Here is a 26000-nt window from a genome sequence, read left to right as displayed (position 1 = left end):
CAGTGACATCATCGCCTATCGATGGTAGATAACAGCCAATCGATTAGTGATGTCAATGCGTCAGGAGTCCTCCGTGCCCCGCACCTCCCCCGGCACCTCCGCTTCCCCCGATGCCGTCGCGTCCACGGGATGGTTCGAGGCCGCGCGCTTCGGGCTCTTCGTCCACTTCGGCCTGTACAGCATGGCGGCCCGGCACGAATGGGTGCGCAGCCGCGAGGCCATGTCCCTCCAGGACTACGACCGTTATCTGCACCGCTTCGACCCCGATCTCTTCGACGCGCGCGAACTGGCCCGCACCGCACGGGAGTCCGGGATGCGGTACGCGGTGCTGACGACCAAGCACCACGACGGCTTCTGCCTGTTCGACTCGGCGCTCACCGACTACACCTCGGTGCGGGCCGCGGGCCGGGACCTGGTCCGGGAGTTCGTGGAGGCGATGCGCGCCGAGGGACTGAAGGTCGGTCTCTACTACTCACTGCTCGACTGGCACCACCCCGACTTCCCCGTGGACGAACACCATCCGCTCCGGGACACACCGGCCGCCGACGAACCCCGCGACATGGCGCGCTACCGCGCGTACATGGAGGGCCAGCTGCGGGAACTGCTCACCGGATACGGTCCGGTCGACAGCCTGTTCTTCGACTTCACATACCCGGAGAAGGGCCCGGAGGAATGGGGAGCCGAGAGGCTGCTGTCCCTGGTGCGCGAGCTCCAGCCGGGCATCCTGGTCAACGACCGCCTCGGCGTCCCCGGCGACTTCGTGACACCCGAGCAGTACCAGCCGGACCGTCCGCTGGAGCGCGACGGCAGGCGGGTGGTGTGGGAGGCCTGCCACACGCTGAACGGCTCCTGGGGCTACGACCGCGACAACCACGACTACAAGGATCCCGCTCTGCTCGTGCGGATGCTGGTGCAGTCGGTCGCCTGCGGCGGCAATCTGATCCTGAACGTCGGTCCGACCGGGCGCGGTTCCCTGGACCCGAGGGCGCGGGAGACCCTGCGGGCGATCGGGGCATGGATGCTGCCGCACGGCCGCGCCGTGCACGGCGCCGGGCCGAGCGACCGGGAGGCACCGGCGAACGCCCTGTACACGCGGGCGGGCAACAAGCTGTATCTGCACCTGCTGTCCTGGCCGCTGAAGCATCTGCATCTGCCGGGCCTGGCCGGCCGGGTCCGCTACGCCCAGTTCCTGCACGACGGCTCCGAGGTCCGCTACCACGAGACGGACGGGGTCCGGCACGAGCACAACAACCTCGCGCCGCCCGGACAGCCGGCGGGCACCCTCACGCTCACGCTCCCGATCGCGCGGCCCGACGTCCTGCTGCCGGTGATCGAGCTGGAGTTGGCCGAGGACGCGGGGGACGGGGAGTGAGCGCCGCGGCGGGGGCGTGGGCGGAGCACTTCGCGGCGGTGCGCGCGGCCCCGGACGAGGGGCTCGCGGCCCTGCTGGCCGGCCCCGCCGCGCGGATCGGGGTGCCCGACGCCACCTGCCGCGCGGTCTGGGAGGCGGTGCCGGAACCGCTCCGGGAGCGCGTACGGGCGGACGCGGACGAGGAGTTGGCCCGTCCGGCACCGCTGCTGACGGCCGGCGCGTGGGCGCGGCCCTTCCGGGACGGCTCGCGCGCCGCGTACGAGGACGCGGCCTGGGACCTCCAGGAACGGGTCTCCCGGCTGGTCCTGGCCGCCGTCCTGACCGGTGGGTCGGCGGACGCCGGGGCGGGGCCGGGCGCCTGTCCGTACCTGGACGCGGCGATCGACGGGCTCGTGGCGTTCGCCGAGACCAGTACGTGGTGCTGGGCGCCGCACGAGCGGTTCGCGTCGGCGCGCGGCGAGTTCGTCCCGGATCCGGACGATCCGTTCCTCGATCTCGGTGCGGCCGAGGTGGCCGCGCTGTTCGCATGGGCCGACCACGCGCTCGGGCCGCTCCTGGACCGGAGGATGCCGGGGCTGCGGCGCCGGCTGCGGCGCGAGGTGGACCGGCGGGTGCTGCTGCCGTTCGAGCGGCGGCGGGACTGGCGCTGGATCGGCGCGGACGGCGGGGCCAACAACTGGAACCCGTGGATCCATGGCGCGGTGCTCGTCTCCGCGCTGCTGCTCTGCGAGGACGGGACCCGGCGGGCCGGGATCGTCCGCCTCGTCGTGGAGGGGCTGGGGCACTACGTGGCCACGCTCCCCGACGACGGCGGCATCGACGAGGGCATCGCCTACTGGTGGGTGGGGGCGTGCCGGCTGCTGGAGATCCTGGATCTGCTCGCCGCAGTCGGCGGCCCGGCACTGGACGCCCGCGAGCTGCCCCTCCTCGCCGCCCTGCTGCGCTATCCGCAGCGGATGCATCTGGGCGGCGACCGCTATGTGAACGTGGGCGACGCGCCGGCCCGGTTGACGGTGGGTCAGCCCTGGTGGGTCGCGTTCCGCTGGGGCGGGCTGCTCGGGCAGCCGGAGACGCGGGCGCACGCGGTGGCGGGCGCCCGGCTCCAGGGGTGCGCGGCTCCGCCGCGGGCGGGGCTGGGCCGGGCGCTGGCGGCGCTGGCGGACCCGGAGTGGTGCCGGGCGGTCGCGGACGACGGCCCGGCCCCTGTGGGAGGCGGCCCGGATCCCGTGGCTCCGTGGCTGGCCCGGGAGTCCTGGCTGCCCCGGCTCCAGATCCTGGTGGCCCGGGAGCACGCCGGCAGCCACGCGGGGCTGGCCCTCGCGGTGAAGGCCGGCCACAACGGCGAGCACCACAACCATCTGGACGTCGGGACGTACTGGGTGGCGGCGGACGGCGAACCCCTGGTGGTGGACGTCGGCCGGCCCACGTACACCGCGCAGACCTTCGGCCCCGACCGGTACGCGGCCTGGCCGATGCGCAGCGACTGGCACAACGTGCCCGAGCCGGGGTGCGGGCAGCGGCCGGGGCCGGGCTTCGCCGCGCGGGAGGTTCGGGTCGAACTCGGGGCGCGGGAGGCAAGGATGACGGCGGAGATCGGTGGCGCCTACCCCCCGGGGGCCGTCGCGAGCTGGGTGCGCACGGCGCGGCTGGTGCGCGGGAACACCGCGTACGTGGAGGTGGCCGACCGGTGGGAAGGCGGCGGGGAGCACGTGGTGATCCGTCATGTGCTGGCCGGGGACGTGGTCCACGGTCCGGGCCGGGCCACCGTCACCGGACCCGGCGGCGCGAGCCTGGAGATGCGCTGGGATCCCGCCGAGGCGAACGCCGACGTCGTCGTCCGTCCGCTGGACGACCCGCAGCTGACGGGCAGTTGGGGATCCCGGCTGACCCGGCTCACCCTGACCGCGCGCTCCCGTGCGGGGCGGGGCCGCCTCGCCGTCCGGTGGTCCCTGGGGCAACCGAGCCCGGGGGACGGGGAGAAGCAGAATTCAGAGGTTGCGGCAGCACCCTTGAACAAGCGCGGTGAGCACCTTTAGCATCAGCAATCGATAGACGATAGACACGAGATGAGGGCTCCGCCCCACCTCCACCGCAACGCACCACCGACCGGGCGATCCACACCCCCGACCGCCCGGAAACCCTCCCTCCTCTGCTCCACCGGGAACCCTGCGGCTGAACACCAGCTATCGATTATTCACGACTACGCAACGGAGCGTGTCCTTATGAAGACCATGTGGCGCCGTGCCTCCGGACTCGCCCTCGCCCCCCTGGTGATGGCGTCCGCCGTCGCCTGCGGCGGCGAGTCCGACTCGGCCTCGGAGGGCACCACCCTCCGGGTCATCGTGAACATCACCCCGAACCTGACGGAGAAGTACTGGAACGACCTCTTCGACCGGTACGAGAAGGCCAACCCGGGCGTGACGGTCAAGCTCGAACTGACCGGCACCATCTCGGCGGACGCCAAACTCCGGCAGGACCTGGCCGCCGGCGACCCGCCGGACGTCGCCCAGCAGATCATCCCGACCACCGAGACCGCCTCCCTCTTCGCGGACCTGTCGAACGAGTCCTGGACCAGCAAGGCCCCGCTCACCGACCAGTACGCGCTGGACGGCAAGCACTACGTGGTCGGTGTGGGCGAGCAGATCCAGTCGCTCGTCTTCTACAACAAGGCCGCCTTCACCAAGGCCGGTCTCGACGCCTCGGCGATCCACACGATGGACCAGTTCACCGAGGCGATGGGCAAGCTCAAGGACGCCGGGTACAAGCCGCTGCAGACCTCGGGCCAGTGGGTCACCGGGGCACAGTTCTCCATGATGGCCGACGCGGGCGTCCTCACCGCCGACCCGCAGTGGACCGCCAAGCGCAACGACGGCAAGGCCTCGTTCGCCAAGAGCGGCTACCTGCCCTACCTGGAGAACTACAAGGGCTGGATCGACAAGGGCTACCTGGAGAAGAGCGCCCTCGGCCTGACGTACGCGGACGGCCAGACGGCCTTCCTCAACGGCAAGTCCGCGATGTACATCATGGGCTCCTACTTCGTGCCGGCCGCCGACGCGGCGAAGAAGAGCGACGAGATCGGCGTGTTCTCCATGCCGTCCGACGGCGCCTACCCGTCCGGCCAGTTCGGCAACATGTCGAACCCGTACGTCGTCGTGAACAAGTCCCGCCACAAGGCGGAGGCCATCAAGTTCGTGAAGTGGGCGACCACCGACCCGGAGGCCATCAAGAGCCAGCTCGCCTCCGACGGGAACCTGCGCGGCGGCTTCACGTACCCGATGTCGAGCCTGGGCACCTCGGTGCAGCAGATCCTCGACAAGGCCCCGAACGTCATCGTGAAGTCGGGCGCCAACCAGCCGATAGCCGGCTTCAGTGACGAGCTGAACAAGCAGGTGCAGTCGCTGTTCACCGGTTCGTCCGCCTCGAAGGCCGCCGAGGGATTGGACAAGTGGTGGAACTCGCAGGGCTGAACCAGGGCCTGGACGCGGGCGCACGGCGGCGGGCCCGGATCAGGGAGTCGGCGGTCTCCCTCGGGATGATGGGCCCGGCCGTCCTGCTCTACACGCTGATGACCGTCGTCCCGGTCGGGGTCGCGATCTATCTGAGCTTCACCGACTGGGACGGTTTCTCCACCGCGGCGTTCACCGGGCTCGACAACTACAAGCACCTGTTCGACGACCCCAGCTCGTCGGACGCCTGGTACGTCACGGGGCTCATCTCCGTGTTCGGCACCGTCCTGATGGTGGGGCTGGGGCTCGTCTACGCCCTGGTCCTCAAGGGCCGTTCGCGGTCGAACTCGTTCTTCCGGGCCGTCGCCTACTTCCCGCACGTGATCAGCGCGCTGATCCTCGGGTATCTGTGGGCGGCGATCCTGGGGACCAACGGGGCCATCAACAACACGCTCGCCAAGTTCGGCATCGAACCGCTGGGCTTCCTCTTCGACGAGAAGTTCGCGCTGGTCTCGCTGATCGGCGTGATCGTGTGGGCCGGCTTCGGCTTCAACGTCGTGCTGTTCGTCGCGGCCCTGCAGACGGTGCCCGCCGAACTGCTGGAGGCGGCGGCGATCGACGGCGCCTCCAAGCGCCAGATCAACCTGCGGATCGTGATCCCCATGATCGCGCCCGTGGTGACCGTGGCGACGGTACTGAACCTGGTCGGACTCATCCGGGCGTACGACATCGTCGTCTCCCTGACCGGCGGCGGGCCGGCCGGATCGACCCAGACGTTCACGTATCTCATCCTCGCCCGGTCCTTCGAGGGAACCAAGGTCGGGTACGCGACCGCGCAGGCGGTGTTCCTCATGGTGGTGTCCGCCGTGCTCGCCCTGGTGGTGACGGCGCTGCGCAACCGCCAGGACCAAGCCGCGACAGGACAGTAAGGAGCCGGTGGTGGTGGTACTAGAGGCGGCAGAGGTCCGCGACAGTCCGAAGGCGGAGCCGGCGGGCACGGGCGACGTACGGCAGACCGAGCGGAAGGAGCCCCGCTCCCCCGTGCGCTGGGTGCTGCTCGGTGTGCTGTTCGTCGTGATGATCGTGCCGGTCTACCTGCTGGTCGTGAACGCGTTCAAGTCCCAGCAGGACATCCTCGACAACCCGTTCTCGATCCCGCTGGGCGGGCTCACCTTCGAGCACATGTCGGCGGCGATCACGAGTCCGCAGTTCAACGTCATCGGCGGGTACGGCTTCACGCTGTTCCTCGTCGTGGTCGTGGACGTGCTGTGCATCGCGCTCGCCGGGCCCGCCGCGTACGCGATCGCCCGCAGCCTGAAGCGGCGCACCCAGCTGGTGCTGCTGTACTTCCTGGCGGGCACCTTCATCCCGGGCGCCGCCGTGATCATTCCGGTGATCTACGTGCTGCGGGAGGTCGGGCTCGCCAATACGGTGACCGGTCTGGTCGCGCACGACGTGGCGTCCACGCTGCCGGTGAGCATCTTCCTGTTCGTCGGCTTCATCCGCACCATCCCGGTGGACATCGACCACGCGGCGACGATCGACGGCGCGGGCCGCTACCGCACGTTCTGGTCCATCATCTTCCCGCTGATGCGTCCGGCGGTCGTCACGGTGCTGATCCTGAACTCGATCGGGATCTGGAACGACTTCATCTCCCCCCAGATCCTGCTCAGCCCGTCCTCCGGGCACTACACGGTGACGACGGCGGTCTACGCCGGCATCAGCCAGTACTCGACCGACCTCACGAAGGTGTTCCCCAACCTTCTGCTCGCGATCGCACCGGTCGTCATCTTCTTCATCTACATGCAGCGCCACATCATCAGCGGTCTCACCGTCGGCGCCGTCAAGGGGTGAGCCCCTGAACCACGGGCTCCCCCACCCCCCACACGTCCGGACGCGCCCGAGCACGGCGTCCGGCGGCACAGCCCCCGTCCGAGCACCAGCCCCACCGATCAGAGAGGACTCCGGAGTGCCGAGGAGAAGGAGGCCATCGTCCCGTCCGGGACTGTGGTCCGCAGCCGCCCTGCTCGCATCCCTGACCATGGTCGCGGCCGGCCATCCCGCCGCCGCCCACCCGGTCAAGCCGGTCAAGCCGCAGACCGGTTCGACGTACTACGTGGCGCCGTCCGGCACGGACGCGGCCAACGGCAGGTCCACCAGGACGCCCTTCCAGCACATCCAGAAGTGCGCCGACGTGATGGTCCCCGGGGACACCTGTCTCGTCCTGTCGGGAACGTACGAGGAGACCGTGGTGCCGGCCCGTTCGGGCACCGCCGACCGGCCCATCACCTACCGCGCCGCCCCCGGCGCCCAGGTCACGGTGAGCGGCGCGTCCCGGATCGGCGGCTTCGAGCCGGTCACCGCCGCCGACGTCACCGAGATCGCCCGCACCGACCCGTACGCCGCGGACTCCCAGTTCAGCGACGCGGTCGCGGCCGGGCACATCTACCGCACCGACGTCGACCTCGGGTCGGACGTCACCACCGTGCAGGTGTTCACCGACAAGAAGATGAACATCGAGGCCCAGTGGCCCTACCCCGGACTCGACCTGCTCGACCCCACGCTCCAGTACGCGGGTGCGGGCAGCGCCGAGGCCACCATCGCGGACCCGGACCAGACCCGTCCGGCGGGGTACTGGAACGGCGCCCGCGCCCTCACCGGCTACTGGTACATCTCGGCGACCACCACGGTGAAGAGCTCCGCCCCCGGCTCGGTCACCCTGGACGTCGCACCGCCCTGCGTCCACAAGGTCGTCCCCAAGGAGACCCGCTACGCGCTCTCCGGGAAGATCGGCGAACTCGCCCGTCCCGGTGAGTGGTTCTACGACGCGGCAGCCAAGCAGCTGTACCTGTACGGCACCGACGACCCGGACGGCCATGTCGTCGAGGCCAAGCGCCGCACGCTCGGCTTCGACCTGACGAAGGCGAGCCACACCACGGTGGACGGCATCGGCCTGTTCGCGACGACCATCGCGACGGGGCCGACGAGCACCGGGGTCACCCTGGACTCCCTCAAGGGGCAGTACCTCTCGCACTACACCGACATCACCCGGGGTGCGACGGACTGCGGCTCCACCGTGACGCGGGGCGTCGGGGACACCGGCATCATCGTGGACGGCACCTTCAACAAGGTCGTCAACAGCGATCTGTCGCTGAGCGCCGGCAACGGGATCGCGCTGCGCGGGCAGAACAACACCGCCACCGACAACGTGATCCACGACGTGGACTACATGGGCACCTACGCGGCCGGGATCGCCGTCCAGGGCAACAGCCAGACGGTCACCCACAACACGATCTCGCGCGTCGGCCGCAGCGGCATCAACCTCCAGTGGAACGAGGTGGAGGGCCTCACCCCGGGCAAGGACGTCATCGCGTACAACGACATCTCCGGGTACGCCCGGATGAGCCTGGACGTCGCCGCGATCTACACCTGCTGCAGCGCCTGGATGATGGGCACCTCCCTCGACCACAACGTGCTCCACGACCCGGCGCCGGCCACCACGTCCACGACGTTCGGCATCTCCGGGATCTACGCCGACAACGGCCAGAGCGATCTGGTCATCGCGAACAACGTGGGCTGGGGCAACCGCGAGGGCACGGTCATGCTCAACGGACTGGGCACCGGTTCCCACGACAACGGCGTGTACAACAACACCGGCGGCATGACGCTGTTCTACGTCAAGGAGCCGGGGCAGTCGACCGGCACGAAGATCTCCAACAACATCGGGATGATCCGGGGCCTGGACGGCGCGACGGCGGGCGGTCTGGAGCTGTCCGACAACCTGCTCCAGGACGTCGATCCGCTCTTCGTGGACGCGGCGAACCACGACTACCGGCTCACCGCGCAGTCGCCCGCGCGCAACCGGGCGATCCCGCTGCCGGGCATCAACGACGGCTCGACGGACGCCGTCCCGAGCCTGGGCGCCTTCCAGTACGGGGCGCCCGCCTGGACGGCCGGCGCCCGCCGCTGACCGCTCCGCACCACCGCACAGCAGTGGGCCCGACCCGGAACTCCGGGTCGGGCCCACTGGCCTGCTCTCCCTCGGCCGGCCGTCGGCGCGGTGCTCCCTCGCGCCGACGGCCACCTTCTAGGGCTTCTTGGACTCCCGCGCGTCGGGCACCGGCCCGCGGCCCGCCGCGTGGTCGGCGAAGGCCTCGGCCGCCTTCACGGGCTCCCGGGAGCGCAGCAGCTCCACGAGGCGTCCGTGCTCCTCGGCCATGGCGTGCCAGTCGCCGTCGAACAGCGGGTCCGAGATGGCCCGCAGGGTCCGCAGGCTCGGCTCGATGACCTCCCACATCCTCGCCAGGAAGGGGTTGCCCGCGAACTGCCCCACCAGGGTGTGGAACTCGATGTCGGCATCGCGGAACTCGCTCACGTCGCTCGCGGCGACCGCCCGGTGCATGCGCTCGACCTGGGTGTCGAGCTGGGCGAGTTCGTCCTCGGTGATGCGCTCGGCGGCGAGCCGGGCGGCCAGGCTCTCCAGGGGCTCACGCACCTGGCGGGCGTACTCGGCGTCCTGCGAGGAGATCTCCACGACGAAGTGGCCGCGGCGCGGCACATGTGTGAAGACGCCCTCACGGGCGAGCCGCTTGACCGCCTCGCGCACCGGGGCCTGGCTGACCCCGAGCCGCCGGGCGATCTCGGACTCGACCACCCGGTCGTTCGGCGCGAGATCGCCCTCGACCACGGCCTGGCGCAGCAGCTCGTACACCTGGTCCGAGATCAGTGTCTTACGGAACCGGTCCTTGTTGGTGGCCAGCGTGGAGACGAATCCACCCGACGCGTTCGATGCCATGAGTTCCCAATCCTGCACTGGGGCACGTGAGTTGCGACATGTTACGCACCCGTCTTCTCCCGATGGAATCACGCGGAGGCGGCGAGCCGCTTGGCCAGCCACTCCAGCTTGACGACCTCGTGGGCGGGTCCGCCGCCCTCGTGGTCGTTGAACGGATAGACGCATATGCGCTTGTCGCTCTGGTCCACCCCGCCGAGCGCGCCGTAGTGGTGGTAGGCGGCGTACACGGTGGAGGGCGGGCAGATGTGGTCCATCAGTCCGACGGAGAAGAGCGTCGGCGCGTTCGCCCGGCGGGCGAGGGTGGCGCCGTCGAAGTAGGACATCGTGCGGGTGACGGTGGCCGCGTGCTCGCGGTGCATCTTCACGAACTTGGTGACCTCGGCGTACGGGGGCATGTCCGTGATCGTGGTGGCGCGGGGGAAGTGGCACAGGAAGGGGACGTCCGGCATGACCGCGACGAGGTCGGGGACGAGTCCGGCCGCGGCGAGCGTGATGCCGCCGCCCTGGCTGGTGCCGGTGACCACGACGCGGGCCGGGTCGACCGCGGGGTGGCTGCGCGCGGCGGCGACGGCCCGTACGGCGTCGGTGTAGAGCCGGCGGTAGTAGTAGCGCTCGGGGTCGAGGACGCCGCGGGTGAGGAAGCCGGGGGCGGCGATGTCGCCGGAGGCCGGGTCGGGGTCGGGGGTCTCGGCGCCCTGGCCCCGGGTGTCCATGATGAAGTGGGCGTATCCCGCGTCGGCCCAGAGCCGCTTCTCGTGCGGGGCGCCGCGTCCGCTGTTGTAGCCCAGGTACTCCACGACGGCCGGCAGCGGGCCGGTGCGGGTGACGGGCAACTGGAGCCAGCCGCGCACGCGGTGGCCGCCGTAGCCGGAGAAGGTCACGTCGAAGGTGTCGACGGTGACCAGTCCGTTGGGGACCGGTTCGAAGGTCGCTTCGAGGGCGAACTCCCGCTGCTGGTCCAGGGTCTCGCGCCAGAAGGCGTCGAAGTCATCGGGTTCGGGGAGGGCCGGGCGGTAACGCTCCAGCTCCTCCAGGGGCAGGTCGAACTGTGCCATGCGTATCTCCGCGGAGGTCGGCCGACTCTCGGAAGGGGCGGAGTCGGTCACTGATCATCGCCTATCGATCATCGAGAGAATCGAATCAGGGGCGTTCGCGCACTGTCAACCACGCGTAACGGTCAGCTCCGGAGCCCGTAGACACGGACGGCGGTGCTGTGCAGGATCCGCTCGCGGTCGGGGGCCGTGAGGTGATCCAGGCCGAGGCGCGAGACGGCCAGGGAGTCGGACCGTGAGCCCCGGGGCAGGCAGATGGGCCAGTCGGAGCCGATGAGGCAGCGGTCCGGGCCGAGGGTGTCCACCACATGACGGACCAGGGCGGTGACGCGGTCGCGCGGGAGGCCGGGGTGCTGGGTGAGCAGCCCGGAGATCTTGACGACGACGCCGGGGCGGGCGGCCGCCCGTTCCACCGCGCGGAACCACTCCCCGGACTCCGGGGTGCGGGGGTCGGGCGGATTGCCCAGGTGGTCGACGACGACGGTGAGCCCGGGATGGGCGTCCGCGGCGTCGGCCGCCGCGGTCAGGGCCTCCCGGTGGAGGTTGAGTTCCAGGACGGTTCCCGCTCCGGCCAGCACCGGGACCAGGGCGCGGGCCGCCTCCGGGGTGTCCGCCCAGGTGGCGCCGCCGAGCCGCATCCCGTTGGGGCGCGCCTCGCCCGTCTCGTCCAGCAGCTCCCGGAAGCGGGCGGGTCCGCCGTCCCCGTGGACATGCAGATTGGCCACGTACCCGGCGACCAGATCGGGGCGGCGTACCCGCAGGCCGTGCAGGGCCAGGGTCTCGCCGACGTCGCCCCGCGAGGCCTCCACCAGCACCGATCCGGCCAGGCCGAGACCGTTGCCCGAGCGTTCCAAGTCGGCCTCGTCGAAGGTGTGATGGTGCTCACTGCCGGGTCTGATCCACGGGAATCCCCGGGCCGGATCCCACAGGTGGACATGGCAGTCGATCACGGTGCGCCTCCTCGTCGGGGCCGGGCGGGGCGCTCCGACGTATTGACACGTCGGCCCCCGCCGGTGAGTCTAACCATCGGCTATCGATGGGCGATTATTCAATCCGTATGTGATGTGGGAGCAGGTGTTCTCGATGCTCAGGCCTGAGCGGACCGGCGGCACGCAGACGAGGGGTCCGGCGCACGGCCCCTTGCTGACCGGGACCCGCGCCGTCACCGAGGTCCCCCGATGGGCGGAACTCCAGCGGCGGTTGTTCGCCGTCCAGGACAAGGCGTGGCGGTTGTTCGCCGACCGCTACACGGAGGGGGACGGCCGGCTGGTCTTCCGGGACACGCTCGGCGAGGGCCTGGACGGCCGCGACGGCGTGGACGACTTCTACGAGCCGTTCTTCAACTGGCCGACGCTGTACCTGCTGGGCGGGAGCGCGGATCTGCTGACCGCCTCGCGCCGCCACTGGCGGGGGGTCACCGCCCAGCTGACCGAGATGGGGATGCTGGTCGACGGATACGAGCGGGGCTACGACTGGTTCCACCAGGGCGAGGGCCTGCTGCTGTTCTACGGGCTGTGCCTGGCCGATCCGGACGACGCGGAACTGGGCGAACTGGCCCGGCGGTTCGCCGACTTCTATCTGGCCGGCGGCCCCAACTACGACCCGGTCCACCGGGTCATCCGGGCCCCGCACAACGGAGCGGCCGGGCCGCGCTTCGGCTTCGCGGACGAGGAGGCGTACTTCCCCTGGAGCGAGGCGCTGCGCCCGTACGGGCTTCCGCTGGACGGGACGGACGTCGGCTCCTTCGACGAGCTGGTCGCCGATCCGGAGCGGGCCCGGGAGTACGGGCGCGCGATGTGGGAGCGGATGGGCCGGGGCGACACGATCGTCAACCTGGCGGCCACGGGTCTGGCGACGAACGCCTTCCTGCTCGGCGGCGACCAGCGGTACGCGGACTGGGTCGCCGAGTACGTCGGCGGCTGGCAGGACCGGCTGGCGGACCGTGAGGTCGTTCCCGACAACGCCGGACTCAACGGCGTGGTGGGCGAGTACCTGGAGGGCCGCTGGTACGGCGGCCACTACGGCTGGTCGTGGCCGCACGGCCTCTCCCCCGTCGGCAGCGCCACCCTGGTCGGCGCGGTGAACGCGACGCTCCTCACCGGCGACCCGAGCTATCTGGGTCTGGCCCGCAACCCCCTGGACGCGGTGCTGGACCACGCCGAGCAGCGCACCCCCGAGGGGCGGGGCACGCTCGGCGAGCGCTGGGACCCGCATCTGCGGTCGATGAGCGGCGAGACCACCCTGATGGTGCCGCAGCGTCACAACGACACCGGCTGGTTCGACTTCACGGTCATGCCGGGTCAGGTCCCGCTCTCGCTCTGGCACTTCAGCCGTGACGAGGCCGACCGCGACCGCATCGAGCGGCTGCGGGCCGGAGCCGCCTGGGACTGGTCCGAGGTGCACACCCAGCGGATCAAGGACGAGGCGGGGCACGAGGAGCCCTGGTACGAGTTCCTGCACGGGCGCAATGCCGACTACCCGGAGCGGATGCTGTCCAGTGCGCTGGCGAGCTGCGCCGAGCGGGTCGAGGCCATCGAGCAGGACACCGTCGATCCGCAGACCGGTCCGGACGCGCTGGGCATCCACCACTGGCAGCACCTCAATCCGGTGGTGACGGAGGCCCTGCTCCAGCTGACCACCGGCTCCCCCCAGGTCCTCTACAACGGCGGTCTGGCCCAGCTCCATCTGCGCTACCACGACGCGGACGCCCGCCGACCCGGGCTGCCGGCCGACGTCGCCGCGCTGGTCTCCGACATCCGCCCGGAGCACACGGTGGCCGAACTGGTGAACCTCGGCGGCACGGCCCGCTCCCTGCTGGTTCAGGCCGGTTCGTTCGCCGAGCACCGCATCGCCACGGTCCGGGTCGACGACGGCCCCGAGCAGCCGGTCGACGGACCGTACGTACGCCTCGCGCTGCCCGGGAACACCCGGGTCCGGCTGACCCTGACCATGACGCTGCGCGCGGGCCGCGCGGCCTGCGCCTCTCCCTGGGACCGGGCATGAACGACACCCCCGCGGCCAACCGGCTGCCCTTCGCACTCCCCCGCCTCGGCCTGGGAACCGCCCCGATCGGGGGTCTGTACGAGGAGGTGTCCGACGCGGACGCCGCCGCGACCGTCGACGCCTCGCTGGCGGAGGGGATCACCTACTTCGACACCGCGCCCCGGTACGGCCACGGGGTCGCCGAACGACGGCTGGGCCGGCTGCTGCCCGCGGCCGGCGACCCGGCCCCGGTGATCTCCACCAAGACGGGGTGGCTGCTGCGTCCCCGGCCGGACGGCTCCCCCGGCGAGGTGGTCACCGACTGGACCGAGCGCGGGATCCGCGAGTCGCTGGAGTCCAGCCTCACCCGGCTCGGCCGCTCCAGCGTCGACATCCTCTACATCCACGATCCGGACAACTATCCGGACGAGGTCCGCCGCACGGCCTATCCGGCGGTGCGCAGGCTGCGGGACGAGGGGCTGATCCGGGCCATCGGCTTCGGCATGAACCACAGCGCCCCGCTGACCGAGTACGTCACGGAGTTCGAGGTCGACGCGGTCCTCGTCGCCGGCCGCTTCTCGCTCCTGGACCACGAGGCGCTGGAGACCCTGCTGCCCCGGTGCGCCGAGACGGGCACGGCCGTCGTGGTCGGCGGGGTCTTCAACACCGGGCTCCTGGCCGACCCCTCCCCCGGCGCGATGTTCAACTACCGGCCCGCCCCTGCCGAGGCACTGGAGCGGGCCCGCCGCTGCCGGGAGCTGTGCGCGGAGTACGAGGTGCCGCTCACGGCGGCGGCCGTGCAGTTCCCGCTGCTCCACCCGGCCGTGAGTTCGGTGGTTCTGGGCTGCCGTTCGGCCCGTGAGGTGACGGCGAACGCGGCGGCGGCCCGCTTCCCCGTCCCGGACGCGCTCTGGGAGCGCCTGGCGGACGCCGGATTCGTGCCCCGGCCGCTGCTGGAGGCGCGCGCCGGTTAGGGCATGTTCCGAGAGTCCCGCCCGCTCGGCGGCGTCTCCTCCCCGTCCCGCCGTCCGTCCGGGTCCTGACGCCCGGACGGACGGCGTTCCGTTCACGGCACGGTCCAGGGCCAGCGCGCGTCACGGCCGTCCTCGATGTACCCGACCATGCGGAACGCCGCGTCGGAGAAGCCGCCGAAGGTGTGCCGGTGGCGTCCGGCGGGGAGGTGCGCGGGACGGTAGCCGGCGAGGTTCCAGGTGTGGACGGGGACACGGGACGGCACGGACGCGACGGGGTTGCCGGTGCCCGTCGTCTGCTCGTCGGTCACGATCAGCACCCGGTCGTGGTCGCGGAAGTGGGCGCGTACGGCCCGTTCGGTGCAGGTGCCGCCGAGCGCGTGGAAGCGCCCGACCACATCGAGCAGCGGTTCGCCCGACGTGAACGGGACCGGCTTGCTCTGCCAGCCGAACTCCACCAGGTCGGCCCGCTCGGCGCGCAGGGCCAGCGCGGCCCCGAAGACGGCCGCCGCGTCCGCCCGGGTCAGGGTGGAGCGGTCGGAGACGGTGTCCCAGAACATCGAGTCGGAGCGGTCCACCAGGATCAGGGTCCGGCCGGGCAGCGCGGGCACATGGGCCAGGCTGTGGCCGAGCGCCGCCTCCAGGGCCGGGGCCCACCGGCCGGAGGGGACGTTGCGGTGGGCGGCCAGGTAGCGGAAGGGGAACTGCCGGGACCGGGCGACCTCGTCGGGGTCCGCGATCCGGGCGGCGACCCGGGCGGCGGCCTCGTCCGAGACGCCCGCCTCGTCGAAGTTGCGCAGATTGCGCAGCAGGGCCATGGGCCCCATCGACGGGATGACCGCTTCCCACACGGCGGCGTCCAGCGGCCCGTGCAGCCAGCCCGCCAGGGCCTCCCAGGTCATTCCGGCCGCCGCCAGCCGCTCGGCTCCGCCCGGTGCCGTGACCGCGGCGTACCGCTCGGCCAGGGGGAGGGCGGTCAGTTCGCGGTGCGCGCGCAGCACGGTGTCGTGGGGCGGTGGGACGGCCGCCGCCGGACGGTGGCGGCGGTCCAGGGCGTGGCGGAACAGTTCGCCCTGCCGGGGCCGTTGCGGGTGCGGGGCCGCGTGCACCACGTTCAGCACGTCCCCGAAGCGGTAGCCGTGCGAGGCGGTGTCGTACTTCAGCAGGGAGCGGGAGGTGTACAGCCGGCGTACGGCGTCGGCGATGCCGCGCTTCACGGGCTGCGGGACGTTGCGTCCGTAGGCGGAGGTCCAGTGGGCGAGCAGTTCGCCGGGTTCGTCGGCGCGGCGCAGGACGGAGTCGATCACGGAGCGGTTGGAGGGACCGTGCGTCGCTCGGGCGGCGAGCCGGGCGTGGACGTACGCGGCGGCGCCGACCAGCGGGGCGGTGCGCAGGTGGGCGTCCTCGCGGAGCCAGCGCAGCAGTCCGGCGGTCCATGTGGGTTCCTCGACCGCGAGCCGGCCGACGAGGTCGGCGAAGCGGGCGTCGCGTTCCCCGGCGTCCTCGTGGTAGGTCCGCTGGGTGACGAGGTTGCCGACGGCGAGGAGGAACAGTTCCTCCTTCGGCGGCCGGAAGAAGGCGGGGCCGCCCTGGCGTGTGGTGCGGGCGTGTGGCTGTCCGGCGGTGCGGGGTGCGCGCAGGACGCGGGCCGCCGCGGAGACGGGCGGGGCCACCAGCATCTCGGTCCAGATCTTGGAGACGCGCGGAGCGTGGCGACGCAGGGATTCCCCCAGGGGTTCGGGAACAGGAGGGTCCCGGACACGGTGGTCCGGGGAGTGGACGACCGCGCCGCCCGAGTTCAGGAAGAGGCGGCGGCGTCACATGGTGCCGAACGGAAGGAGCCGCAGCCGAGCGCATCGGGGGCGCGGTCGCGGGGGCAGCCTACGGGGCGCGTCCGAAGGGCACCACCGATTAAACGGGGGTGCCCGGTACGGGAGTTCTCGGACTCTCAGGCCCCGACCGTGCCGTCGATTCCTTCGCGGAGGAAGTCGGCGTGCCCGTTGTGCCGGCCGTACTCCAGGAGGACGTGGATCATGACCATCCGCAGGGAGACCTCCTCGCCCCAGCGCGGCTGGAGCCCGGCCCGGTCCAGGGAGTCGATCGAGCGCTCGATGCGCCGGGCGTGTTCCACCTCGGTCCGCCAGGCGTCGAAGGCCTCCTGACGGGTGGCGGTGCTCGCGTCGTACGCGGCCTGGAAGTCCATCCGGTCCGACCAGACGAGGGGCACGTCGTGGTCCTCGAACACCCGGCGGAACCAGGTGCGTTCGACCTCGGCCATATGCCGGACGAGGCCGAGGAGGGAGAGGGTGGAGGGCGGCATGGAACGCTGCCGGAGCTCCTCGTCGGTCAGCCCTTCGCACTTCATGGCGAGGGTCGCCCGGTGGTAGTCGAGGAAGGCCCGCAGGGTGTCGCGTTCACCGCCGCGGCTGGGCGGTCCCACCCGGTGGTCGTCCGTCATGGCCGTTCCCTTCGTCCGCTCCCGGTGCCGGGCCCAGTATCGACCACCGGGGTGACATACGGCCGAACGGGGTACGCGCCGCCCCGGGCAGCGTGTTCTCCCGGCCGGACGGCCGGACGCGCCGACTATGTGGTGGTTCGTAATGAAACGAACACAGTCGGCAGGAAAGGGACTTCACGTGGCGAGTGCGACGGACCAGCCGGGCGGGAACACGGTCTGGAAGGAATTGCGCGACGCGATCTCGACCAGGTCCGTGCTCGTCATGGTGGGCGTGCTGCTGCTCCAACTCGGTTTCGCGCTCTCGTACATGGGCGCCTTCCATGCCCCGAAGCCGCACCGGGTGCCGATCGTGGTGGTGGCGCCCGCGGCGGCCGAGGCGGAGCTGGTGGCCCGGCTCAACGCGCTGCCCGGCGAGCCCCTGCACGTCACCGCCGCGACGGACCGGGCGCAGGCCCGGTCCCGGCTCCTGGACCGGGACACGGACGCGGCCCTGATCGTCAACGCGGCCGGGCGCACCGACACCTTGATGGTGGCGTCGGCGGGCGGACCGTCGGCGGCCGACGCCGCGGCGAAGATCGTGGCGGAAGTGGAGCGGACCCAGCAGCGCTCCCTGGTGGTCCGGGACATCCGTCCGCCGGCGGCGGGCGACTCGCGCGGTCTGTCCTCCTTCTATCTGGTCCTCAGCTGGACGATCGGCGGCTACCTCGCCGCGTCGGCGCTGAACATGGCCGCGGGCTCGAAGCGCCCCACCCTGCGCCGCACGCTGGTGCGTCTGGCGGCGATGGTGCCGTACGCCTTCGTCTCCGGCATCGGCGGCGCGGTCATCGTGGGTCCGGTGCTGAACTGTCTGCCGGGCGCGTTCTGGGACCTGGTGGGAATCGGCACGCTGGTGGTGTTCGCCTCCGGTGCGGTGGGGGTGGCGCTCCAGTCGCTGGCCGGCACGGTGGGGCTCGGCCTCACCATCCTCATCTTCACCATTCTGGGCAACCCCAGCTCGGGCGGCGTCTATCCGTCCTCACTGCTGCCGCCGTTCTGGGCGGCGATCGGCCAGGCCCTGCCGCCGGGCGCGGGAACGACGGTGGTCCGCAACACCGTGTACTTCGACGGCAGCGCGACCACCGGCGCGCTGTGGATCCTGGGCGCGTGGGCCTTCGCGGGCATCGTCGTCGCCATCGGCTCCGCCGCCGTGAGCGACGGACGGCGGCCCCGGCCCCTCACCTGAGACGCCCCGGGCCGTCGGCCCGGACGGCGTCGATCCCGCCGGCGCGGCGCACTCCCGTTCGACCGCCTCCCCGCCGGACCGCACCTGAGCGACCAGCCCGTAGAAACGCACATGCGAGGGTTGATCCAGGTCAACACCGCTCATGCGAAGCAACAGCAGACACGGGCCTCGCATCTGCGGCATGATGATCGACGCGTGCACAGCCACCGGATCAGGGATGCGGCGGCCCGAGGGCATGCGTCGACCAGGTCCGCAGGACCGAGGACGGGTCCGCGAGGACCAGAGGGAGTGGCCCCGTGACGACCCGAACCGCGCGCCGGACCCGGCGAATAGCGCAGACGGCCGGCGCGGGCGCCGCCGCGCTGCTGTTCCTGAGCGCCTGCTCCTCCTCCGGCTCGGACACGTCCTCGGACTCTTCGCCGTCGGCCGGCGGCAGGAAGCTCTCCGGCGGGGTGACCGTGTTCGCCGCGGCCTCGCTCAAGGAGAGCTTCGAGACCCTGGGCAAGCAGTTCGAGCAGGCCCACCCGGGCACCTCGGTCACCTTCAGCTTCGGCGGCAGCGACTCGCTGGCGGCGAGCATCACCGGCGGCGCCCCGGCGGACGTGTTCGCCTCGGCCAGCCCGAAGACGATGAAGATCGTCACGGACGCCGGCGGCAACGCGGCCGAACCGGCCACGTTCGTCCGCAACCAGCTGGAGATCGCGACCCTGCCGGGCAACCCCGACCAGGTGACCTCGCTGAAGGACCTCACCGGCTCCGGCCTCAAGGTCGTGCTGTGCGACAAGACAGTGCCCTGCGGCGCAGCCGCGCAGAAGGCCCTGGACGCGAGCGGACTGAAGCTCACCCCGGCCTCCTACGAGCAGGACGTCAAGTCGGCCCTGAACAAGGTGGTGCTGAAGGAGGCCGACGCCGCGGTCGTGTACAAGACGGATGTGAAGGCGGCCGGTGGGAAGGTGGAGGGCGTGGAGTTCCCCGAATCGGCCGGTGCCGTCAACGACTACCCGATCGCGCTGCTCAAGAGCTCGACGAACCAGGAGACCGCGAAGGCGTTCATCGCGTTCGTCCGCTCCGCCGAGGGCCAGAAGGTCCTGAACGAGGCCGGGTTCCTCAAGCCGTGACAGCCCCCACCCCCGCGCCCGGCGAGACCGCGACCGCCCCCGGCGGCCCGCGGCGGCCCCGCCGGCGCGCCCCGCGCCGGACCGGCGCGCCACTCCCCCTGCTGGTTCCCGCCGTGATCGGGCTCGCCTTCCTGGCGCTGCCCCTGGTCGCACTGCTGATCAGGGCCCCGTGGCGCAGCATGCCGACGCTGCTGACCAGCACCGAGGTCTGGGAGGCGCTGCGGCTCTCACTGCTCTGCGCGACCGGGGCGACGGCGGTGAGCCTGGTCCTCGGGGTGCCGCTGGCCTGGCTGCTGGCACGGGTCGAGTTCCCCGGCCGCGGCCTGGTACGGGCCCTGGTGACGCTGCCCCTGGTGCTGCCGCCGGTGGTGGGCGGTGTGGCGCTGCTGATGGCGCTGGGCCGCAACGGGGTCGTGGGCCGATGGCTCGACGCGTGGTTCGGTGTCACGCTGCCGTTCACGACGACGGGTGTGGTGGTCGCGGAGGCGTTCGTCGCGATGCCGTTCCTCGTCGTCAGCGTGGAGGGCACGCTGCGGGCGGCCGACCCCCGGTACGAGGAGGCCGCGACGACGCTGGGCGCCTCGCGTTTCACCGCGTTCCGCCGGGTCACACTGCCCATGATCATGCCGGGGATCGCGGCCGGGGCGGTGCTGGCGTGGGCGCGTGCGCTCGGCGAGTTCGGTGCGACCATCACGTTCGCCGGGAACTTCCCGGGCCGGACGCAGACGATGCCGCTCGCCGTGTATCTGGCCCTCCAGAGCGATCCGGAGGCCGCGATCGCCCTCAGCCTCGTGCTGCTCGCCGTGTCCATCGCGGTCCTGGCCGGACTGCGCGACCGCTGGATGACCGCCTCATGACCGACACCGACGGGACCCTCCGCCCGGCACGGACCGACCCCCCGTCACGGCGGCCGGGGCTGGACGCACGGCTGCTCGTGGAGCGCGGGGCGTTCCGCCTCGATGTGGCGCTGCGCGCGGCGCCCGGTGACGTGATCGCCCTCCTCGGCCCGAACGGCGCCGGGAAGACGACCGCGCTGCGCGCCCTCGCGGGCCTGGAACCGCTGACCGACGGGCACATCCTCCTGGACGGCGTGGAGCTGGACCGGCTGGCGCCGGAGGCGCGGCCGGTCGGCGTGGTCTTCCAGGACTATCTGCTGTTCCCCCATCTGAGCGCGCTGGACAATGTGGCGTTCGGCCCCCGCTGCCGGGGCGCCTCCCGCGCGCGGGCGCGCGCCGAGGCCGCCGGCTGGCTGGACCGCATGGGGCTCTCCGCCCACGCGTCCGCCAAGCCGCGCCGGCTCTCGGGGGGCCAGGCGCAGCGGGTGGCGCTCGCCCGCGCCCTGGCCACCCGTCCCCGGCTGCTGCTGCTCGACGAACCGCTCGCGGCCCTCGACGCCCGCACCCGTCTCGATGTGCGCGCGCAGCTCCGCCACCATCTCGCCGGTTTCGAGGCGGTCGCGGTGCTCGTCACGCACGACCCGCTCGACGCGATGGTCCTGGCCGACCATCTGGTCGTCGTCGAGGACGGCGGGATCGTGCAGGAGGGCGCCCCCGCCGCCATCGCCCGCCACCCCCGTACGGACTACATCGCGCATCTCGTCGGTCTGAACCTGTACCGGGGGCGGGCCGACGCGCATACGGTACGGCTCGACGGCGGCACGGTGATCACCACCTCGGAGGAGCTGTCGGGTCCGGTGTTCGTGGCCTTCCCGCCCAGCGCGGTCACCCTGCACCGGGAGCGTCCGACGGGGTCCAGCGCACGGAATCTCTGGCGCTGCGAGGTGGCGGGTCTGGAGACGCACGGCGACCGGATCCGTGCGGCCCTCACGGGCGGACTGCCGCTGGCGGCCGACCTGACGACGATGGCCGCGGCCGAGCTGAACCTGCACACGGGGGCCGAGGTCTGGGCATCGGTCAAGGCCACGCAGACGCACGCGTATCCGGCGTGAGCGGGCGGGTGCGGCGGCATCGGGCGCGTCTCGACCTCCACGCAAAACCGCCCCTTCACCCCGTACCCCTGCAAAAGATGCCGCAGTCACCCGATTAGTACAAGGTGTGACTACGCCGCCGGTCGTCGCGGTCCACAGCGTCCGCAGGGGCCGGCCCCGGAGGGGGAAGGACGTCATGACGCACGCAGCCACCACCGACGCCGCACCGGAGCCACCGCCGCCCGCGAAGCTGACGCTCTTCACGCTGACCACGATGGTGGTCGGCTCGATGGTCGGTGCGGGCGTCTTCTCGCTGCCGCGGCGTTTCGCCGAGGAGACCGGTGTCGCGGGGGCGCTGATCGCATGGGCGATCGCCGGTGCGGGCATGCTGACGCTCGCCTTCGTCTTCCAGTCGCTGGCCGTGCGCCGGCCGGATCTGGACGCGGGGGTGTACGCGTACGCGAAGGCCGGGTTCGGCGAGTACCTGGGGTTCTTCTCGGCGTTCGGCTACTGGGCCAGTGCCTGCGTCGGCAATGTGACGTACTGGGTGCTGATCATGTCCACGGTGGGGGCGGTCTGGCCCGCGCTCGGGGACGGCGACACGGCCCTGGCGATCGTGCTCTCCTCGGCCGGGCTGTGGGCGTTCTTCTTCATGATCCGCCGGGGGGTGAAGGAGGCCGCGGCGATCAACCGGATCGTGACCGTCGCGAAGATCGTCCCCATCCTGGTCTTCGTCGTGCTGGCCCTGTTCTACTTCGACGCCGGTGTGTTCGCGGACAACTGGGGCGGCGCCGACTACGCGGGGTCGCTCTTCAGCCAGGTCCGGGGCACCATGCTGGCCACCGTCTTCGTCTTCCTCGGCATCGAGGGGGCGAGCGTGTACTCCCGGCACGCGAAGAAGCGCTCCGATGTGGGCCGGGCCACGCTCCTCGGCTTCCTCAGCGTCTTCGCGATCTTCGCCTCCGTCGTCATCGTGTCGTACGGGATCATGCCGATGGAGCGGATCGCCGAGTTGCGCCAGCCGTCGATGGCGGGGGTCCTGGAGGACGCCGTCGGCACCTGGGGCAAGGTCTTCATCAGTGTGGGTCTGATCGTGTCGGTGCTGGGCGCCTATCTGGCGTGGACGCTGATGTCGGCCGAGGTGCTCTTCGTCGCCGCGAAGGACGACGACATGCCGCGCTTCCTGGGGCGTGCCAACCACGCGGACGTGCCGGTTCCCGCGCTCGTGATGACCACGGTGCTGACCCAGATCGTGCTGGTGGTCACCGCGTTCTCCGACGACGCGTTCAACTTCGCGCTCGACCTCACGAGCGCCCTCTCGCTGATCCCGTATCTGCTGGCCGCCGGTTTCGCCGTGCGGATCGGGGCGCGGACCGACCCGCTGACCGCCGGCGGGCGCACCTCGCGCGGCGAACTGACGGTCGCGGCCCTCGCCACGCTCTACACGGCGTTCCTCGTCTACGCGGCCGGACTCCGCTTCGTCCTGATGTCCTTCATCCTCTACGCCCCCGCCACGGTGCTCTTCGTGATGGCCCGCCGTGAACAGGGCCGGACACTCTTCTCGCCCCGGGAGGCGGTCGTCCTCGCGGTCTCGGTGGCCGGGGCCGTCGTCGGCGTGGTGGCCCTGGCCGCCGGCTGGATCGGCCTCTGACACCCCGTCCCCCGCCCGCTCTTCCGCACCCCGTCCAGGGAGGTTCCCATGACCGCACCGAGCACTCCGTCCCCGCTCCCCCACGGCGTCCACTCCGAGGTGGGGCGGTTGCGCAAGGTTCTGGTGTGCGCGCCCGGTCTGGCGCACCGCCGGCTGACCCCGACCAACGCCGGCGACCTCCTCTTCGACGACGTCATGTGGGTGGAGAACGCCCAGCGCGACCACGCCGACTTCGTCGCCGAGCTGCGACGGCGCGGCGTCGAGGTGGTGGAGCTGCACGAGCTGCTGGCCGAGACGATGGCCGTCGAGGGGGCGCGGTCCTGGCTCCTGGACCGCAAGATCGTGCCGAACGAGGTGGGCATCGGCCTGATCGACGACACCCGCGCGTTCCTGGAGTCGCTGGAGCCCCGGCGGCTGGCCGAGTATCTGATCGGCGGGCTGGCGACCTTCGACCTGCCGGACGCCCACCGTTCCCCGTACGTCGCGCTGGCCCGCGAGTCCACGGGCGTCCGCGAGTACCTGATGCCCCCGCTGCCCAACACGCTCTACACCCGCGACACGACGTGCTGGCTGTACGGCGGCCTCACCCTCAACCCGCTGTACTGGCCGGCGCGGCACGACGAGACCCTGCTGATGAAGGCGGTCTACCGTTTCCACCCCGATTTCGCCGGGGCGACCGTCTGGTGGGGCGACCCGGAGCAGGACTGGGGCCAGGCCACGTTCGAGGGCGGCGACATCATGCCGGTGGGCAACGGCGTCGTCCTCATGGGCATGAGCGAGCGCACCTCGCGCCAGGCGATCACCCAGGTCTCCGCGGCCCTCTTCGCGAACGGCGCGGCCGAGCACGTCATCGTGGCCGGCATGCCCCGGCTCCGGTCGGCGATGCATCTGGACACGGTGTTCACCTTCGCCGACCGGGACGTCGTGACCCTCTACCCGAAGATCATGGACGCGGTGCACACCTTCTCGCTGCGTCCCGGCGACGCGGCGAACCCGGTGCACGTCACCGACGAGGGCTCGGCGCCCTTCGTGGACGTGGTGGCCAAGGGGCTCGGACTGCCGGAGCTGCGGGTGATCGGCACCGGTGGTGATGTGTACGCCTCCGAGCGGCAGCAGTGGGACAGCGGCAACAACGCCGTCGCCGTCGAGCCCGGCGTCGTCTTCACCTACGACCGCAACACCCAGACGAACGCGTTGCTGCGTGAGGCAGGCGTCGAGGTCGTGACCATCGTCGGCGCCGAACTGGGCCGGGGCCGGGGCGGCGGCCACTGCATGACCTGCCCGCTCGTCCGGGATCCGGTCGACTTCTGAAGGGCCGCCGGGGCGGCTTGACCTTGACCCCGGGTCAACCCTCGATCCTTCCCCCAGATGCCGTCCGGCAGCCGCCGGACGGTACGCGGCACACGAAGGAGGGATCGGGCATGGAGGCCCAATCGACCGCCGGTCCGGCGATCCGCGTACGGGGTCTGGAGAAGGCGTACGGAACGGTCGATGTCCTGCGCGGCGTCGATCTCGACGTGGAGCGCGGCACCGTCCTCGCCCTGCTCGGGTCCAACGGGGCGGGTAAGACGACCACGGTGCGGATCCTGGCGACGCTGCTGAAGCCGGACGCGGGCACCGTCGAGGTCAACGGCTTCGACGCGGTCGCCCGGCCGGCTCGGGTCAGGGAGTCGGTCAGTCTCACCGGGCAGTTCGCCGCCGTCGACGGGATCCTGACCGGCCGGGAGAACCTCGTGCTCGTCGCCCGGCTCCGTCACCTGGCGGACCCGGGCGCGGTGGCGGACGGTCTGCTGCGGCGGTTCTCGCTGACCGAGGCCGGGGCGCGGCGCGTCTCCACGTACTCGGGCGGGATGCGGCGGCGGCTCGATCTCGCGATGAGTCTGGTCGGGGACGCACCGGTGATCGTCCTGGACGAGCCGACGACCGGTCTCGACCCGGAGGCGCGCATCGAGGTGTGGGAGGCGGTCAGGGAGCTGGCGGGCCGGGGGAGAACGGTGCTGCTGACGACACAGCATCTGGAGGAGGCCGAGCAGTTGGCCGACCGGATCGCGATCCTGCACGAGGGGCGGATCCTCGTCGAGGACACGCTCGACGCGCTGAAGCGGCTCTTCCCGCCCGCCTCGGTCGAGTACGTCGAGAAACAGCCGAGCCTGGAGGAGATCTTCCTCGCGGTCATCGGCGCCGGCCGGGCCGGCACCGCCGTCGCGACGGGAACGACGGCGGGAGGCGGGCGATGACCTCGGCCTTCCTCGGCGATACGGCGGCGCTCACCGGACGGACGCTGCGGCACGTGACCCGTAGCGCGGACACGATCGTCACCACGGTCATCACCCCGGTCGCGATGATGCTGATGTTCGTCTACGTCTTCGGCGGGGCCATCGACACGGGGCCGGTGCCCTACGTCGCGTACCTGCTGCCGGGCATCCTGCTCATGACGGTCGCCTCGGGCGTCTCGTACACGGCGTTCCGGCTGTTCACCGATGTGAGCGGCGGGATCGTCGACCGGTTCCGGTCGATGCCGATCGCGCGGTCGGGGGTGCTGTGGGCCCATGTCCTGACCTCGCTGGTGGCGAATCTGATCGCGCTCGTGCTGGTGCTGGGCGTGGCGCTGCTCATGGGGTTCCGTTCTCCGGCCGGTGCGGCCGGGTGGCTCGGGGTCGCCGGGGTGCTGTTCCTGTTCACCCTGGCGCTGACCTGGCTGGCGGTGATCCCCGGGCTCTCGGCGTCGTCGGTCGAGGGCGCGGGAGCGTTCGCGTACCCGCTGATCTTCCTGCCGTTCGTCAGCTCGGCGTTCGTGCCCACGGGCACGATGCCCGGCCCGGTGCGCTGGTTCGCCGAGCACCAGCCGGTGACGTCGATCGTGGACACGCTCCGCGCGCTGCTGGCGGACCGGCCGGCCGGGGACGACCTCTGGATCGCGCTCGGGTGGTGCGCGGGCATCCTGGTCGTGGCGTACGCGGGTGCGACGGCCGCCTACCGCCGGAAGATCGGCTGAGGCAGGCTGGG

At 71.6% G+C, this 26000-nt stretch carries 21 protein-coding genes; 16 read left to right on the top strand and 5 right to left on the bottom strand.

What is annotated here, in order from left to right; translation table 11 throughout:
- Nucleotides 1–73: 73 nt before the first annotated feature.
- The 6 genes from ACFVDM_RS10520 (at nt 74) to ACFVDM_RS10495 (ending at nt 8788) form a co-directional block, all read left to right on the top strand.
- Nucleotides 74–1372, top strand: coding sequence for an alpha-L-fucosidase (locus ACFVDM_RS10520; protein ID WP_383635880.1), 1299 nt, complete (start codon nt 74–76; stop codon nt 1370–1372).
- Nucleotides 1369–3408 (top strand): heparinase, encoded by a 2040-nt coding sequence (locus ACFVDM_RS10515; protein WP_383635877.1) that lies wholly within the window; start codon nt 1369–1371, stop codon nt 3406–3408. Before ACFVDM_RS10520 ends, ACFVDM_RS10515 begins: the two co-directional genes overlap by 4 nt.
- 186 nt (nt 3409–3594) lie before the next feature.
- Nucleotides 3595–4839 (top strand): ABC transporter substrate-binding protein, encoded by a 1245-nt coding sequence (locus ACFVDM_RS10510; RefSeq protein WP_383635874.1) that lies wholly within the window; start codon nt 3595–3597, stop codon nt 4837–4839.
- A complete protein-coding gene (locus tag ACFVDM_RS10505) occupies nt 4818–5747 on the top strand; it encodes a carbohydrate ABC transporter permease (RefSeq protein WP_383635871.1) in 930 nt (309 codons plus the stop codon). Before ACFVDM_RS10510 ends, ACFVDM_RS10505 begins: the two co-directional genes overlap by 22 nt.
- Nucleotides 5748–5757: 10 nt before the next feature.
- On the top strand, nt 5758–6672 hold the full coding sequence (locus ACFVDM_RS10500) for a carbohydrate ABC transporter permease (RefSeq protein WP_383635868.1): 915 nt from the start codon (nt 5758–5760) through the stop codon (nt 6670–6672).
- Nucleotides 6673–6859: 187 nt separating this feature from the next.
- The gene (locus tag ACFVDM_RS10495) at nt 6860–8788 is read left to right on the top strand and encodes a right-handed parallel beta-helix repeat-containing protein (RefSeq protein WP_383635865.1); all 1929 of its coding nucleotides are present in this window, start codon (nt 6860–6862) and stop codon (nt 8786–8788) included.
- 117 nt (nt 8789–8905) lie between these two features.
- On the opposite strand, the gene ACFVDM_RS10490 is transcribed toward ACFVDM_RS10495, so the two are convergent.
- The 3 genes from ACFVDM_RS10490 to ACFVDM_RS10480 all read right to left on the bottom strand — a co-directional run bounded on the left by ACFVDM_RS10490 (nt 8906) and on the right by ACFVDM_RS10480 (nt 11615).
- Entirely contained in the window at nt 8906–9613 is a 708-nt protein-coding gene (locus tag ACFVDM_RS10490; protein WP_383635862.1) for a GntR family transcriptional regulator, read from the bottom strand.
- Nucleotides 9614–9681: 68 nt separating this feature from the next.
- The gene (locus ACFVDM_RS10485) at nt 9682–10668 is read right to left on the bottom strand and encodes an acetylxylan esterase (protein WP_383635859.1); all 987 of its coding nucleotides are present in this window, start codon (nt 10666–10668) and stop codon (nt 9682–9684) included.
- Between the two features lie 122 nt (nt 10669–10790).
- Nucleotides 10791–11615: an amidohydrolase family protein gene (locus ACFVDM_RS10480; RefSeq protein ID WP_383635856.1), complete on the bottom strand. Its 825-nt coding sequence runs from the start codon at nt 11613–11615 to the stop codon at nt 10791–10793.
- Nucleotides 11616–11748: 133 nt separating this feature from the next.
- On the opposite strand from ACFVDM_RS10480, the gene ACFVDM_RS10475 reads away from it, so the two are divergent.
- Nucleotides 11749–13668: a hypothetical protein gene (locus ACFVDM_RS10475; protein ID WP_383635853.1), complete on the top strand. Its 1920-nt coding sequence runs from the start codon at nt 11749–11751 to the stop codon at nt 13666–13668.
- Entirely contained in the window at nt 13665–14621 is a 957-nt protein-coding gene (locus ACFVDM_RS10470) for an aldo/keto reductase (RefSeq protein WP_383635850.1), read from the top strand. Before ACFVDM_RS10475 ends, ACFVDM_RS10470 begins: the two co-directional genes overlap by 4 nt.
- 92 nt (nt 14622–14713) lie before the next feature.
- Here ACFVDM_RS10470 and ACFVDM_RS10465 read toward each other — a convergent pair whose 3' ends face one another.
- Both ACFVDM_RS10465 and ACFVDM_RS10460 read right to left on the bottom strand, forming a co-directional pair.
- Nucleotides 14714–16297 carry a TROVE domain-containing protein gene (locus tag ACFVDM_RS10465; protein WP_383635847.1) on the bottom strand — a complete coding sequence of 528 codons (1584 nt, stop codon included), beginning with the start codon at nt 16295–16297 and terminating at the stop codon, nt 14714–14716.
- Between the two features lie 269 nt (nt 16298–16566).
- Nucleotides 16567–17076, bottom strand: coding sequence for a DinB family protein (locus ACFVDM_RS10460; RefSeq protein ID WP_383635844.1), 510 nt, complete (start codon nt 17074–17076; stop codon nt 16567–16569).
- Between the two features lie 226 nt (nt 17077–17302).
- Here ACFVDM_RS10460 and ACFVDM_RS10455 point away from each other — a divergent pair, with 226 nt between their 5' ends.
- The 8 genes from ACFVDM_RS10455 to ACFVDM_RS10420 all read left to right on the top strand — a co-directional run bounded on the left by ACFVDM_RS10455 (nt 17303) and on the right by ACFVDM_RS10420 (nt 25989).
- A complete protein-coding gene (locus tag ACFVDM_RS10455; protein ID WP_383636760.1) occupies nt 17303–18298 on the top strand; it encodes a DUF3533 domain-containing protein in 996 nt (331 codons plus the stop codon).
- Nucleotides 18299–18594: 296 nt separating this feature from the next.
- Entirely contained in the window at nt 18595–19416 is an 822-nt protein-coding gene (gene modA, locus ACFVDM_RS10450; protein ID WP_383635841.1) for a molybdate ABC transporter substrate-binding protein, read from the top strand.
- Nucleotides 19413–20273, top strand: a complete 861-nt coding sequence (gene modB / locus ACFVDM_RS10445) for a molybdate ABC transporter permease subunit (RefSeq protein ID WP_383635838.1) — start codon at nt 19413–19415, stop codon at nt 20271–20273. Before modA ends, modB begins: the two co-directional genes overlap by 4 nt.
- Entirely contained in the window at nt 20270–21364 is a 1095-nt protein-coding gene (locus ACFVDM_RS10440) for an ABC transporter ATP-binding protein (protein ID WP_383635835.1), read from the top strand. The genes modB and ACFVDM_RS10440 overlap by 4 nt, the downstream gene beginning before the upstream one ends.
- A gap of 175 nt (nt 21365–21539) precedes the next feature.
- A complete protein-coding gene (locus tag ACFVDM_RS10435) occupies nt 21540–22994 on the top strand; it encodes a basic amino acid/polyamine antiporter (RefSeq protein ID WP_383635832.1) in 1455 nt (484 codons plus the stop codon).
- Between the two features lie 48 nt (nt 22995–23042).
- Nucleotides 23043–24305, top strand: a complete 1263-nt coding sequence (locus tag ACFVDM_RS10430) for an arginine deiminase (protein ID WP_383635829.1) — start codon at nt 23043–23045, stop codon at nt 24303–24305.
- A 110-nt stretch (nt 24306–24415) separates the two neighbouring features.
- Complete coding sequence (locus ACFVDM_RS10425; RefSeq protein ID WP_383635826.1) at nt 24416–25231, top strand: ABC transporter ATP-binding protein; 816 nt, start codon at nt 24416–24418, stop codon at nt 25229–25231.
- On the top strand, nt 25228–25989 hold the full coding sequence (locus tag ACFVDM_RS10420; RefSeq protein ID WP_383635823.1) for an ABC transporter permease: 762 nt from the start codon (nt 25228–25230) through the stop codon (nt 25987–25989). Before ACFVDM_RS10425 ends, ACFVDM_RS10420 begins: the two co-directional genes overlap by 4 nt.
- Nucleotides 25990–26000 lie beyond the last annotated feature (11 nt).

This window comes from Streptomyces sp. NPDC057682 (assembly GCF_042799575.1).
Lineage (GTDB): Bacteria > Actinomycetota > Actinomycetes > Streptomycetales > Streptomycetaceae > Streptomyces.
This window is presented reverse-complemented; position numbering and strand designations above follow the sequence as displayed.

Bases quoted from the DNA above. Each gene is read 5' to 3' on its own strand.
- ACFVDM_RS10475 (WP_383635853.1), top strand. From the start codon at position 11,749: ATGCTCAGGCCTGAGCGGACCGGCGGCACGCAGACGAGGGGTCCGGCG.
- ACFVDM_RS10420 (WP_383635823.1), top strand. From the start codon at position 25,228: ATGACCTCGGCCTTCCTCGGCGATACGGCGGCGCTCACCGGACGGACG.
- ACFVDM_RS10425 (WP_383635826.1), top strand. From the start codon at position 24,416: ATGGAGGCCCAATCGACCGCCGGTCCGGCGATCCGCGTACGGGGTCTG.
- ACFVDM_RS10460 (WP_383635844.1), bottom strand. From the start codon at position 17,076: ATGACGGACGACCACCGGGTGGGACCGCCCAGCCGCGGCGGTGAACGC.
- ACFVDM_RS10510 (WP_383635874.1), top strand. From the start codon at position 3,595: ATGAAGACCATGTGGCGCCGTGCCTCCGGACTCGCCCTCGCCCCCCTG.
- ACFVDM_RS10495 (WP_383635865.1), top strand. From the start codon at position 6,860: ATGGTCGCGGCCGGCCATCCCGCCGCCGCCCACCCGGTCAAGCCGGTC.
- ACFVDM_RS10490 (WP_383635862.1), bottom strand. From the start codon at position 9,613: ATGGCATCGAACGCGTCGGGTGGATTCGTCTCCACGCTGGCCACCAAC.
- ACFVDM_RS10470 (WP_383635850.1), top strand. From the start codon at position 13,665: ATGAACGACACCCCCGCGGCCAACCGGCTGCCCTTCGCACTCCCCCGC.
- ACFVDM_RS10485 (WP_383635859.1), bottom strand. From the start codon at position 10,668: ATGGCACAGTTCGACCTGCCCCTGGAGGAGCTGGAGCGTTACCGCCCG.
- ACFVDM_RS10440 (WP_383635835.1), top strand. From the start codon at position 20,270: ATGACCGACACCGACGGGACCCTCCGCCCGGCACGGACCGACCCCCCG.
- ACFVDM_RS10430 (WP_383635829.1), top strand. From the start codon at position 23,043: ATGACCGCACCGAGCACTCCGTCCCCGCTCCCCCACGGCGTCCACTCC.
- ACFVDM_RS10465 (WP_383635847.1), bottom strand. From the start codon at position 16,297: ATGCTGGTGGCCCCGCCCGTCTCCGCGGCGGCCCGCGTCCTGCGCGCA.
- ACFVDM_RS10435 (WP_383635832.1), top strand. From the start codon at position 21,540: ATGACGCACGCAGCCACCACCGACGCCGCACCGGAGCCACCGCCGCCC.